This is a genomic window from Streptomyces sp. NPDC023481 (assembly GCF_055560195.1).
This window is the reverse complement of record NZ_JBVHJE010000003.1, coordinates 244,168-256,657: the sequence shown is the minus strand read 5'-3', so window position 1 is coordinate 256,657 and position 12,490 is coordinate 244,168. Positions and strand designations below refer to the sequence as shown.

General features: G+C 72.5%; 8 protein-coding genes. 1 reads left to right on the top strand and 7 read right to left on the bottom strand.

Annotation, left to right across the window (positions count from 1 at the left end; translation table 11 throughout):
• Positions 1-89: 89 nt before the first annotated feature.
• Positions 90-926 (bottom strand): alpha/beta fold hydrolase, encoded by an 837-nt coding sequence (locus ACZ3ZD_RS08635; protein WP_467394990.1) that lies wholly within the window; start codon positions 924-926, stop codon positions 90-92.
• Positions 927-1,093: 167 nt separating this feature from the next.
• On the opposite strand from ACZ3ZD_RS08635, the gene paaK reads away from it, so the two are divergent.
• Positions 1,094-2,404, top strand: a complete 1,311-nt coding sequence (gene paaK / locus ACZ3ZD_RS08630) for a phenylacetate--CoA ligase PaaK (protein WP_467394988.1) — start codon at positions 1,094-1,096, stop codon at positions 2,402-2,404.
• An 87-nt stretch (positions 2,405-2,491) separates the two neighbouring features.
• Here the strand turns inward: paaK and ACZ3ZD_RS08625 are convergent, their stop codons facing one another.
• The 6 genes from ACZ3ZD_RS08625 to ACZ3ZD_RS08600 form a co-directional block, all read right to left on the bottom strand.
• A complete protein-coding gene (locus ACZ3ZD_RS08625; RefSeq protein ID WP_467394986.1) occupies positions 2,492-3,988 on the bottom strand; it encodes an acyl-CoA synthetase in 1,497 nt (498 codons plus the stop codon).
• Between the two features lie 89 nt (positions 3,989-4,077).
• Positions 4,078-5,640, bottom strand: coding sequence for an acyl-CoA synthetase (locus tag ACZ3ZD_RS08620; RefSeq protein WP_467394984.1), 1,563 nt, complete (start codon positions 5,638-5,640; stop codon positions 4,078-4,080).
• Positions 5,637-6,749, bottom strand: coding sequence for a nitronate monooxygenase (locus ACZ3ZD_RS08615; protein ID WP_467394982.1), 1,113 nt, complete (start codon positions 6,747-6,749; stop codon positions 5,637-5,639). Before ACZ3ZD_RS08615 ends, ACZ3ZD_RS08620 begins: the two co-directional genes overlap by 4 nt.
• A 74-nt stretch (positions 6,750-6,823) precedes the next feature.
• A complete protein-coding gene (locus ACZ3ZD_RS08610; protein WP_467394981.1) occupies positions 6,824-8,386 on the bottom strand; it encodes a phytoene desaturase family protein in 1,563 nt (520 codons plus the stop codon).
• Between the two features lie 53 nt (positions 8,387-8,439).
• Entirely contained in the window at positions 8,440-9,306 is an 867-nt protein-coding gene (locus ACZ3ZD_RS08605) for an oxygenase MpaB family protein (RefSeq protein ID WP_467394979.1), read from the bottom strand.
• Between the two features lie 490 nt (positions 9,307-9,796).
• Positions 9,797-12,181, bottom strand: a complete 2,385-nt coding sequence (locus ACZ3ZD_RS08600) for a phosphoketolase family protein (RefSeq protein WP_467394977.1) — start codon at positions 12,179-12,181, stop codon at positions 9,797-9,799.
• Positions 12,182-12,490: the final 309 nt, after the last annotated feature.

The following is a 12,490-nucleotide window of genomic DNA, read 5'->3' as shown; positions in this document are numbered from 1 at the left end:
CCGCGCCGGGGAGGCCGCGGGAACCGGCGGCCGGCGCCCCCTGGACCGGTTCCCGAAGGGGTACGGCCCCTCGGCCGGGCCGACGGCCCTCAGCGGTCGAGGAAGGCGAGCGTACGGCTCGTGAACCACTCCGGGTCGTCCAGCCAGGGGTAGTGGCCGGCGCCGGGCTGCACGGTGCACTCGGCGGCCGGGAAGGCCTCGGCGGTGCGGCGGGCGAGGTCGGGGCGGGGACCGCCGTCGAGCCCGCCCGCGTACACGAGGGCCGGCGCTTCCAGGGCGGCGAGGGCCGCCCGGGTCGCGTCCGGGGTGAAGGCGCCCTCGGCGAAGTAGCGCTCGCCCGCCTCGTCGTTGGTCTGGTGCGGCTCGGCGTCCGTGTGCGCCCGGGCGGTGTCGTCCCAGCGGCCGTGGAAGAACGGCAGGAACACGTCGTCGAACTCCGCCTCGCCGGCGAGCCAGGCGCGGAAGGCGGGGAACGCCTCGGCGAACCACGGCTCGTCGGCGCGCAGCCGGGCCGCGGCCAGCCGGTCCTCGGGCGTGGCCCGCAACCCCAGGGCCGACGGGTTGGGGGTGATCAGGAGCAGTCGCCGGATCCGCTGCGGGTGGCGGGCCGCGTAGAGCATCGCCAGGGCGGCACCCGCCGAGTGGGCGACCAGATCCATGTGTTCCAGACCCATGTGGGCTCGCCATACCTCCACGTCCTCGACCATCCGGTCACAGCGGTACGTCGCCGGGTCCGCCGGCACCTCCGAGTCACCGGTGCCCCGCAGGTCGAGCAGGGCGAGCCGGCGATAAGCGGCGAGGTGGCCGAGGTCCCCGAGGTAGGCGGAGGCCCGCATGGGACCGCCGGGCAGCACGGCGAGCGGCTCTCCGGCGCCCCGCAGGTGGTAGGCGAGCCGGGTGCCGTCGGTGGCGGTGAAGGTCGGCATACGGAGGATCATCGCGGCGGGCCGCACCGGGGCGCAACGTGCTTCGCGGCCCGGGAAATTCCCGCCACCCTCTTGCCTCGGGCCGCGTGACCTGCGTTACTGGCCCCGAACGGATCGACCGAATGATCGGTCGGGCAGTAGGTGCGGCTGGTGAGGGAGACGTCGCGATGGCCGGTGTGACGGACCTGTTCGACGCGGGCGAACGGCTCGCGCCCGGGGAACTGCGGGCGCTGCAACTGGAGCGGCTGCGCGCCACTCTGCGGCACGCCTACGCGCACGTGCCGTTCTACCGGGAATCCTTCGACAAGGCCGGCGTCCACCCCGAGGACTGCCGTTCGCTCGCCGACCTCGCCCGCTTCCCCTTCACCACCAAGGCCGACCTGCGGGAGAACTACCCGTACGGCATGTTCGCCGTGCCCCGGGAGCGGATCCGCCGGCTGCACGCCTCCAGCGGCACCACGGGACGCCCCACGGTGGTCGGCTACACCGACAACGACCTTTCCCTGTGGGCCGACATGGTGGCGCGCTCGATCCGAGCGGCCGGCGGCCGGCCCGGCGACGTCGTCCATGTGGCCTACGGCTACGGGCTGTTCACCGGCGGCCTGGGCGCCCACTACGGTGCCGAACGCCTCGGCTGTACGGTCGTCCCCGCGTCCGGCGGCATGACGGCCCGGCAGGTGCAGCTGATCCAGGACCTGGAACCGTCCGTCATCATGGTGACCCCCTCCTACATGCTCACTCTGCTGGACGAGTTCGAGCGGCATGGCGTGGACCCGCGCGGCACCTCGCTGCGGGTCGGCGTCTTCGGGGCCGAGCCCTGGACCGAGCGGATGCGGCGGGAGATCGAGGAACGGTTCGCGATCGACGCCGTCGACATCTACGGACTGTCCGAGGTGATCGGCCCCGGTGTCGCCCAGGAGTGCGCGGAGACCAAGGACGGCCTCCATGTGTGGGAGGACCACTTCTACCCCGAGATCGTGGACCCCCTCACCGGCGAGGTGCTGCCCGAGGGCGAGCGGGGCGAGCTGGTGTTCACCTCGCTGACCAAGGAGGCCATGCCGGTCGTGCGGTACCGGACGCGGGACCTGACGCGGCTGCTGCCCGGCACGGCCCGGGTGTTCCGGAGGATGGAGAGGATCACCGGGCGCAGCGACGACATGGTGATCCTGCGCGGGGTCAACCTGTTCCCCACCCAGATCGAGGAGATCGTGCTGCGCACGCCCGGGGTGGCTCCGCACTTCCAGCTGCGGCTCACCCGCCAGGGCCGCCTGGACGCGCTGACCGTCCGGGCCGAGGCCCGCCCGGACGCGCCGCCGGAGACCCGGGAGGCGGCGGCCGGGGCCATCGTCGCGGCGGTCAAGGACGGCATCGGCGTGTCGGTCGACGTGGAGATCGTGGAACCGGAGTCGCTGGAGCGGTCGGTGGGCAAGATCCGCCGCATCGTGGACCTGCGCCCGCGCGACGGCGGACAGGGGTAGGCCGCCCGGAACACGCACGCACCGGGCCCCGCTCGACCCGGCCGGAAGCCGGCGTCTCCGGAACCGGCCTGATCCGGAGGAGAGAACCTAGCCGCCGAAGCGGGCGCGCAGCTCGCGCTTGAGGATCTTGCCGCTGGCGTTGCGGGGCAACTCGCTCACGAACAGCACCCTTTTGGGTGCCTTGAACGGCGTGAGCCGCTCCCTCACGTGTGCGACGAGCTGTTCCTCCGTCACCTCGCCGCGCGGGACGACGACGGCCGTGACGGCCTCGATCCACCGCTCGTCGGGCAGCCCGATCACCGCGGCCTCCGCGACGGCCTCGTGGGTGTACAGGGCGTCCTCGACCTGCCGTGAAGCCACCAGTACGCCACCGGAGTTGATGACGTCCTTCACCCGGTCCACGATGGTGAAGTAGCCCTCGGCGTCCCGCACCGCGAGGTCTCCGGAGCGGAACCAGCCGTCGCGGAAGGCCGCGGCGGTCTCTTCGGGCTTGTCCCAGTAGCCCTCGCACAGCTGCGGCGAGCGGTAGACGATCTCGCCGGGTGTGCCGGCGGGGACGTCCTCGCCGTCCTCGTCGACCACCCGGGCGTCGACGAACAGCACGGGCCGGCCGCAGGAGTCCATCCGGCCCTCGTGCTCCTCGGGGCCGAGGACGGTGGCCAGCGGCCCGATCTCGCTCTGCCCGAAGCAGTTGTAGAAAGCGAGCCCCGGCAGCCGCTCGCGCAGGCGCTCCAGGACCGGCACCGGCATGACCGAGGCGCCGTAGTAGGCCTTGCGCAGCCCGGACAGGTCCCGGGTCGCGAAGTCCGGGCGGCCCGCCAGGCCGATCCAGACCGTCGGCGGGGCGAACAGGCTGTCCACGCGCCCCTCCTCGACCAGGTCGAGCAGCCGGTCCCCGTCGGGGCCGTCGAGGATGAGGTTGGTCGCGCCGACCGCCAGGCAGGGCAGCAGGAAGACGTGCAGCTGCGCAGAGTGGTACAGCGGCAGCGCGTGCGCGGGGCGGTCGCCCGCGCTCAGGTCGAGGGCGGTGATCGCGCTCAGGTAGGCGTGCACCAGGGCGCGGTGCGTCATCATCGCGCCCTTGGGCAGCGCGGTGGTGCCCGAGGTGTAGAGCAGCTGCACCAGGTCCTCGGTGCGCGGCTCGGGGCCGTCGTACACGGGTGCCGTCGCGAGCCGGGCGAGGAGCGAGTCCCCGGCGTCGCGCAGCGGCAGGGTGCGGACGCCGTCGGGGAGCCGGTCCGCGAGGGCGGGGTCGGCGAGGACCAGGGAGCTGCCGGACTGGCGGACGAGGTACGCGAGGTCGTCGCCGGTCAGGTTCTGGTTGACCGGCACGTGCACGAGGCCGGCGCGGGCACAGGCCAGGAAGCCGATCAGGTAGGCGTCCGAGTTGTGGCCGTAGGAGCCGACCCGGTCGCCGGCGGTGAGGCCCTGGCCGAGCAGGACGCTCGCCGCGCGGGAGACGGCCTCGTCCAGTTCCTCGTACGTCCAGGCGCGGTCGCCGTACCGGACGGCGGTCCGCGCCGGGGTGCGCCGGGCGCTGCGCCGCAGCACCCCGTCGACCGTGCTGCCCTGTCCCTGCGTCATGACCCATGATCCTCGGTCCCTCACCGGGGCGGGTCAAGCACCCGGGAGACCCGGACACCTACCGATTGGCGGGCACGCTCAACCGCTCCTCACACGGGGCGTGTACGTCCCTCCCAGTAGGGGTCCCGCAACCGCCGCTTGTACAGCTTGCCGTTGGGGTCGCGGGGCATCTCGGTGACGAAGTCGACGCTCTTGGGCCGCTTGTAGCCGGCGAGCCGCCCGGCGCAGTGGTCCAGGAGCGCGGCGGCCAGGTCGGGGCCGGGCTCGTGCCCGGGGGCCGGTTCGACCACGGCCTTGACCTCCTCGCCCCAGTCGTCGTGCGGGATGCCGAAGACGGCGGCGTCGGCGACGGCGGGATGGGCGAGCAGGGCGGACTCGATCTCGGCCGGGTAGATGTTCACCCCGCCGGAGATGATCATGTCGATCTTGCGGTCGCGGAGGAAGAGGTAGCCGTCCTCGTCCAGGTAGCCGAGGTCGCCGACGGTGAAGAAGTCGCCGATGCGGTTCTTCATCGTCTTGGTCTCGTCCTTGTGGTACGAGAAGCCGCCGGTGTTCATCTTCAGGTACACGGTGCCGAGTTCACCGGGCGGCAGCCGCCTGCCGTCGTCGTCGAAAACGGCGAGTTCGCTGATGGGCCAGGCCTTGCCGACGGTGCCGGGCTTCTTCAGCCAGTCCTCGGTGGTGGCGAAGGCCCCGCCGCCCTCGCTCGCCGCGTAGTACTCCTCCACACAGTCGCCCCACCAGTCGATCATCGCGCGTTTCACATGGTCGGGGCAGGGCGCGGCGCCGTGGATGGCGTGCCGCATGGAGGAGACGTCGTACGACCGCCGTACCGCCTCGGGCAGCGCGAGCAGCCGGTGGAACTGGGTGGGGACCATATGGGTGTGGGTGCACTTGTGTGCGTCGATGACACGGAGCATCTCCTCGGGCGTCCACTTGTCCATCACTACCAGGCGGTGCCCGATGTGCAGGGAGGCGCCCGCGAACTGTAGGACGGCGGTGTGGTACAGCGGGGAGCAGACGAGGTGCACGTTGTCGTCGTACGGCTTGATGCCGAAGATGCCGAGGAAGCCGCCGAGGTAGGCCTCCTCGGGGCGCTTTCCGGGCAGCGGGCGGCGGATGCCGCGCGGGCGTCCGGTCGTGCCCGAGGTGTAGTTCATCACCCAGCCCAGTTCCCGGTCCCCGGGCGCCGAGTCGGGTTGGCCGTCGAGGAGTTCGGGGTACGGCCGGAAGCCCTCGGCCGTGCCGACGGCGTACCGGTGGCTCGCCGGCAGTCCGGCCTCGTCGGCGGCCTGGCGGGCCGGCCCGGCGAACCGTTCGTGGGCGATGAGCACCTTGGCGCCGGAGTCGGCGACGATCCAGGCGATCTCCGAGCCCACGAAGTGGTGGTTGACGGGGACGAGGTAGAAGCCGGCCTGGCTGGCGGCGAGGTAGGCGGTGAGGAACTCGGCGCCGTTGGGCAGGACGACCGCGAAGGCGTCCCCGCGCCGCAGGCCGGCGGCGCGCAGGCCGTGGACGAGGCGGTTGGCGGCGGCGTGCAGCCGGCCGGCCGTCCACTCCTCGCCGTCCGGGGCGATCAGGACCGTACGGCCCGGGTCCTGGGCGGCCTGGGCCCAGAAACCGGCGGGGGGTGTGTTCGCGGGTGCGCTCACGACTGGCCGCTCCTTCCGGCGATGCGGTTGATGCGGTCCACGGCCTGTTCGAAGCCGCGGGTGAGGTCGTCGACGACCTCCTGGACGCCGCGTTCGGCGGTCATCCGGCCGACGATCTGGCCGACGGGGGTGCCGAGCAGCGGTTCGACCTCGTACTTCTGGATGCGGGAGACGGCCTCGGCGACCAGCAGTCCCTGCAGGGGCATGGGGAGGGTGCCGGGGCCCGCCGGGTCGTCCCAGGCGTCGGTCCACGCGGTACGGAGCTGGCGGGCGGGTTTCCCGGTCAGGGCGCGGGAGCGGACGGTGTCCCCGGAGCCGGCGGCGAGCAGCTTGCGGGTGAGGGCGGCCGAGTGGAGGTCAGCTTCGGTGGTGGTCAGCCATATGGAGCCCAGCCACACACCTTGGGCGCCGAGAGTGAGCGCGGCGGCCACCTGCCGGCCGCTGCCGATACCCCCTGCGGCCAGCACGGGCAGCGGGTCGACGGCGTCCACGATCTCGGGGGTGAGCACCATGGTGGCGATCTCCCCGGTGTGGCCGCCGGCCTCGTAGCCCTGGGCCACGACGATGTCGATGCCCGCGTCCTGGTGTTTGCGGGCGTGCCGGGCGCTGCCGGCGAGGGCGGCGACGAGGACGTCCCGGTCGTGGGCGCGCGAGACGACGTCGGCGGGCGGGGAGCCGAGGGCGTTGGCCAGCAGCCGTACCGGGTGGTCGAAGGCGACGTCGAGCTGGGTGCGGGCGACCTGCTCCATCCAGCCGGTGATGCGCCACCCGGACGCCTCGCCGTCGGCCAGTTCCGGCACCCCGTGCGCGGCGAGGGTGTCCCGCACGAACCGCCGGTGTTCCTCGGGGATCATCGCCTCGACGTCCGCCTCGGTCACGCCGTCGACCTTCTTGGCGGGCATGACCACGTCCAGCCCGTAGGGCCGGCCGCCGGTGTGCGTGTCGAGCCAGTCGAGGTCGCGTCTGAGGTCGTCGGGTGCGGTGTAGCGGACCGCCCCGAGAACGCCGAGGCCGCCGGCCCGGCTGATGGCCGCGGCGACGGCGGGGAACGGCGTGAAGCCGAAGACGGCGTGCTCGATTCCCAGTTTCTCGCTCAGCTCGGTCTGCATGGGCGCAGGATGCCGCAGCGGACCGGACGACGGAAGGCTTTTTCTGATGCTCCGTCAGTTTTCCCCCGATGCGGTCAGGTGCGCTCCAGCACCGCCATCGCCGCGTTGTGCCCCGGCACCCCGCTCACCCCTCCCCCGCGCACCGCACCCGCCCCGCACAGCAGGACGTTCGCGTGCCGTGTCTCGACTCCCCAACGGCCGCTGTCCTGCTGGGCGTAGGGCCAGGACAGCGCCCGGTGGAAGATGTTGCCGCCGGGCAGCCGCAGGTCCCGTTCGAGGTCGAGCGGGGTCTTCGCCTCGATGCAGGGGCGGCCGTCGGCGTCGGTGGCCAGGCAGTCGGCGAGGGGTTCGGCGAGGTGGGCGTCGAGCTGGGCGAGGGTGGACTTCAGCAGTTCCTCGCGTACGGCGTCGTTGTCCCGGTCGAAGAGCCGGGCCGGGGTGTGCAGGCCGAACAGGGTGAGCGTGTGGTAGCCGCGCTCGGCGAGGCCGGCGCCGAGGATCGTGGGGTCGGTCAGGGAGTGGCAGTAGATCTCGGACGGCGGTGCGGTGGGCAGTTCGCCGGCGGCGGCCTGGGCGTGGGCGGTGGCCAGTTGCCGGTAGCCCTCGGCGATGTGGAAGGTGCCCGCGAAGGCCTCCCGGGGTTCGGCGTCGGGGTCGCGCAGCCGGGGCAGCCGCTCCAGCAGCATGTTCACCTTGAGCTGGGCGCCTTCGGCGGGTTCGGGCGCCATGTCACCGGTGAGGGCGGCCAGTTCGTGGGGGGAGGCGTTGACCAGGACGTGCCGGGCGGCGGCCACGCTCTCGCCGTCGGCCGTGCGGTAGACGACCTCGGCGGTGCGCCCGTCGGTGTCGATCCGGACCGCCTCGTGCCCGGTGGCGATGCGCGCCCCCGCCGTGCGCGCCGCGGCGGCCAGCGCGTCGGTGAGGGCGCCCATGCCGCCGACGGGCACGTCCCAGGCGCCGGTGCCGCCGCCGATGACGTGGTAGAGGAAGCAGCGGTTCTGGGCGAGGGAGGGGTCGTGGGCGTCGGCGAAGGTGCCGATGAGCGCGTCGGTGAGGACGACGCCCCGCACCAGGTCGTCGGCGAAGGTCTCCTCGACGGCCACGCCGAGCGGCTCCTCGAACAGGGCCCGCCACGCGGTCTCGTCGTCGATGCGGCGGCGCAGTGCGTCGCGGGTGGGCAGCGGTTCGGTGAGGGTCGGGAAGACGCGCTGGGCGACGCGGCCCGTCATGTCGTAGAAACGCCGCCAGGCCTCGTACTCGCGGTCGCCGCCGGTGAGCCGGGCGAAGGCCTCCCGGGTGCGCTGCTCGCTCCCGCCGACCAGGAGGCCGGTGGGCCGCCCGGCCCGCTCCACGGGGGTGTACGAGGAGATGGCGCGGGCCCGGACGCGGAAGTCCAGCCCGAGGTCGCGCACGATCTTCCCGGGCAGCAGGCTGACCAGGTAGGAGTAGCGGGACAGCCGGGCGTCGATCCCGGCGAACGGGCGGGTGGAGACGGCCGCGCCGCCGGTGTGGTCCAGCCGTTCCAGCACCAGCACGGAGCGGCCGGCCCGGGCCAGGTAGGCGGCGGCGACCAGGCCGTTGTGGCCGGCGCCGACGATGACGGCGTCGTACGCGCGGGGTGTCTCGTTCGCGGGCATGGTTCTTCGTAGCACGCGGTGATCCACGGCGGATAGAGGCGGTCCGGCGCCGGTCACCGGGGCAGTCTGGCCGGTGCCGGGCGGGCGTCCGGGCCGAGGCGCGCCATGGCGCGCAGGATGTGCTTCGGCGGGAGCTGCCAGCGCAGCCGGGCCGGTACGCGGCGCAGCAGGGCGCCGGTGGCGCGCAGCCGGCGGGTGACGGTGGCGGGCGCGGGGGCCGGTCTGCCGTACAGCTCGTGGGCGTACGGCGGCAGCGCGGCGTACGCCAGCAGCGCGACCCGCCGCCACAGCAGGGCGCGGGCCGGGACGAGGAGGGGGTGCACCGGCGGGCGGCGCAGGAAGTCGTCCACCTCGCGTGCCTCGGGCCCGGCGGCCAGCTGCGGGCGGACCCGTTCGAAGTACGCGGCCAGTTCCGCCCGGTCGGCGGGTACGGTCCTCGGGTCGAGGCCCACCAGCCGTGCGGCGGCCCGGTGTTCGGCTATGTACCGGTCGGCCTGGGCGTCGGTGAACGGGAAGCCTGAGCGGCGCAGGACGTGCAGGTAGGAGTCGATCTCCGCGCAGTGCACCCAGAGCAGCAGCTCGGGTTCGCCGACGCCGTAGCGCTCGCCGGTGTCCGGGTCGGTCACGGTGAGCACGCTGTGGATCTTCCGGACGCGGGCGCCGGCCCGTTCGGCGGCCTCGGTCGTGCCGTAGGTCGTCGTCCCGACGAAGTTCGCGGTGCGCATCAGCCGCCCCCAGGCGTCCCGCCGGAAGTCGGAGTTCTGCGTGACACCGCGGACCGCGCGCGGATGCAGGGCCTGGAGGTAGAGCGCGCGGATCCCGGCGACCCACATCATGGGGTCGCCGTGCACCTGCCAGGTCACGGAGTGCGGTGTGAACAGCCCGGGGTCACCCCTGCCCGAACGTGTGACCACAGCCATTGGTTGTCACCTCTTACCGCTGCCAGACCTGCACTTTTGCCAACCAGCGGCGGCATCGCTCCGCGCCGGCCACCGGGCTTTCCTGGCACATCGGTACACGCCGACGGCTCCCAGCTCACGGCGTCTCCGTACCCACGGCACCGCCGCACGCATGAGACACCGCTCTGCGATCAATACCTGCCCAGATGGTCAGTGGATAATTCACTTGAAAGGGTAGTCAGCTATCTCGCACAGCGTGCCTTGCCCCTACGTGCAGAGCGCGAGATCGGCTCACCATGTAGCGAGGCTCGACCCGGTGCCACTTGATCCACAAGGCCTGCGACGGGATTGCCCACCACATAGCACAGTCGCTCTGATCGACACGGCGACTCGTCATGCCGTCGGACGGCTGGCACATGCCGGGTCGAGTGCGTGGAAGCGGCCGCCAAGGCAAAGCTGTGGGCCGGCCGGGCAGGGCAACAGCTCGGCGAGTCTCGCGCCGCAAGCCCGTTCAGCCGTCCCAGGTCCAGTTGGCGACCTCGGGCAGGTCCGTGCCGTGCTCGCGGATCCAGACGTGGTGGCGCTGCCGGGCATCCTCCATCTGCTGGCGTACGGCCGCCGCCCGGACGGCGAGGCCGGGGACACGGTCGATGACATCCATGACGAGGCGGTAGCGGTCGAGGTCGTTGCGGACCACCATGTCGAAGGGGGTGGTCGTGGTGCCGATCTCCTTGTAGCCGCGCACGTGCAGGTTCGGGTGCCCGGTGCGGCGGTAGGCGAGGCGGTGGATGAGCCACGGGTAGCCGTGGTAGGCGAAGATCACCGGCTTGTCGGCGGTGAACAGGCCGTCGTACTCGAAGTCGCTCATGCCGTGCGGGTGTTCCTCGCCGGGCAGCAGCCGGGCGATGTCGACGACATTGATCACGCGCACGGCCAGGTCGGGCAGGTGGCGGCGGAGCAAGTGGGCCGCGGCGAGGATCTCCTGGGTGGGGACGTCGCCCGCGCAGGCGAGCACCACGTCCGGTTCCCGGGTGCCGTCCTCGGTGCCGGCCCACTCCCAGATGCCGGCGCCGCGCGCGCAGTGGACCTTCGCTTCCTCCATCGACAGCCAGTCGTAGCAGGGCTGCTTGCCGGCCACGACGACGTTGACGTAGTCCCGGCTGCGCAGGACGTGGTCGGCGACGGACAGCAGGGTGTTGGCGTCCGGCGGGAAGTACACCCGCACGGCTTCGGGGCTCTTGTTGAGGATGTGGTCGACGAAGCCGGGGTCCTGGTGGGAGAAGCCGTTGTGGTCCTGGCGCCACACGTGCGAGGTGAGCAGGTAGTTGAGGGAGGCGATAGGGGCGCGCCAGGACAGCCGGCGGGTGGTGCGCAGCCATTTGATGTGCTGGTTGACCATGGAGTCGACGATGTGGGCGAAGGCCTCGTAGCAGGAGAACAGCCCGTGCCGACCGGTGAGGAGGTAGCCCTCCAGCCAGCCCTGGCAGGTGTGCTCGGAGAGGATCTCCATGACCCGGCCGTGCGGGTCGAGGTGTTCGTCCACCGGCAGGGTCTCGGCCTGCCAGGCCTTGCCGCTGGCCGCGTAGACCGCCTGGAGCCGGTTGGAGGCGGTCTCGTCGGGGCCGAGGAGCCGGAAGTCGCGGCGGGTGGCGGTGGCGGCCATGACGTCCCGGAGCATGTCGCCGAGGACGCGGGTCGGTTCGTGCAGGGTGGCGCCCGGCTTGTCGACCTCGACGGCGTGCTTGTCCAGTGGCGGCAGCGGTAGTTCGCGCAGCAGGAGACCGCCGTTGCCGTGCGGCGTGGCGCCGAGCCGGTGGCTGCCCCGCGGGATGCAGGCGAGCACGTCCGGGCGCGGGGCGCCGTGCTCGTCGAACAGTTCCCCGGGCCGGTAGGAGCGCAGCCACTGCTCCAGCTGCCGCAGATGCTCGGGGTTGTCCCGGACCGCGGCCAGAGGCACCTGGTGAGCCCGCCAGGTGCCCTCCACCGGCAGGCCGTCGACCTCCGCGGGACCGGTCCAGCCCTTCGGTGTGCGCAACACGATCACCGGCCAGCGGGGCCGGTCCGTCACGTCGTCCTCGCGGGCAGCGCGCTGGATCGCCTTGATGCGGTCCAGCGCGGTGTCCATCGCGCCGGCCATGACGCGGTGGACGGTCATGGGGTCGTCACCGGTGACGTGGACCGGATCGTGGCCGTAGCCGCGCAGCAGCTCGTCGAGTTCGGCTTCGGGGAGCCGGGCCAGGACGGTGGGGTTGGCGATCTTGTAGCCGTTCAGGTGCAGGATCGGCAGGACGGCGCCGTCGCGGACCGGGTCGAGGAACTTGTTCGAGTGCCAGGAAGCGGCCAGCGGTCCCGTCTCCGCCTCGCCGTCACCGATCACGCAGGCGACGAGCAGGCCCGGGTTGTCGAAGGCGGCGCCGTAGGCGTGGGAGAGGGAGTAGCCGAGTTCGCCGCCCTCGTGGATCGAGCCCGGCGTCTCGGGGGCGACGTGGCTGGGCACCCCGCCGGGGAAGGAGAACTGCTGGAAGAGCCGGGCCATGCCGGCCGCGTCGCGGGTGACGTCCGGGTACGTCTCGGTGTACGAGCCCTCCAGCCAGGAGTTGGCGAGGACCGCGGGTCCGCCGTGGCCGGGGCCCCAGATGCACAGGGCGTCCAGGCCGCGGGCCTTGATGACGCGGTTGAGGTGGGTGTGCACCAGGTTCAGTCCCGGAGAGGTGCCCCAGTGCCCCAGTAGCCGCGGCTTGACGTGTTCGGGCCGCAGGGGTTCGGTCAGCAGGGGGTTGGTCATGAGGTAGATCTGGCCGACGGCCAGGTAGTTCGCGGCGCGCCAGTGGGCGTCCAGCGACCTCAGCTCTTCCTCGTCCAGCTGAGCGGACGCCTGCTGCGTGTCGAGGGCCATCGAGATTCCTTCCCTGCCGGGGCAGCGCTCACGTGCCGTGCGTGTCGGCCGCCGTAGGACCCACCTTCCACCGGGGCAACGGCTGCCCGACAGGGCCGTTCGGGCCACCCGGCAGAGCGAGTCATCCGATCGAGTGCAGAACTCGATGCCGACCGGGGCGGGGGTGACCCGGCTGCGTTCCCGCAGGACGGTCAGCCGTCGCCGGTATACGTCCTCATCGATCTCCCAAGGGCGAAACGCTCGGCGAGGAGCTGCTCGGGGGAGGTCCCCTGCCTGCTGCCAGCACGGTTGTTGCCCTCCCCCGGCCTA

Coding starts and splice junctions, on each gene's coding strand:
- ACZ3ZD_RS08625 (WP_467394986.1), bottom strand. CDS start 3,988: ATGACGCAGGGACAGGGCAGCACGGTCGACGGGGTGCTGCGGCGCAGC.
- ACZ3ZD_RS08610 (WP_467394981.1), bottom strand. CDS start 8,386: ATGCCCGCGAACGAGACACCCCGCGCGTACGACGCCGTCATCGTCGGC.
- paaK (WP_467394988.1), top strand. CDS start 1,094: ATGGCCGGTGTGACGGACCTGTTCGACGCGGGCGAACGGCTCGCGCCC.
- ACZ3ZD_RS08605 (WP_467394979.1), bottom strand. CDS start 9,306: ATGGCTGTGGTCACACGTTCGGGCAGGGGTGACCCCGGGCTGTTCACA.
- ACZ3ZD_RS08600 (WP_467394977.1), bottom strand. CDS start 12,181: ATGGCCCTCGACACGCAGCAGGCGTCCGCTCAGCTGGACGAGGAAGAG.
- ACZ3ZD_RS08615 (WP_467394982.1), bottom strand. CDS start 6,749: ATGCAGACCGAGCTGAGCGAGAAACTGGGAATCGAGCACGCCGTCTTC.
- ACZ3ZD_RS08635 (WP_467394990.1), bottom strand. CDS start 926: ATGCCGACCTTCACCGCCACCGACGGCACCCGGCTCGCCTACCACCTG.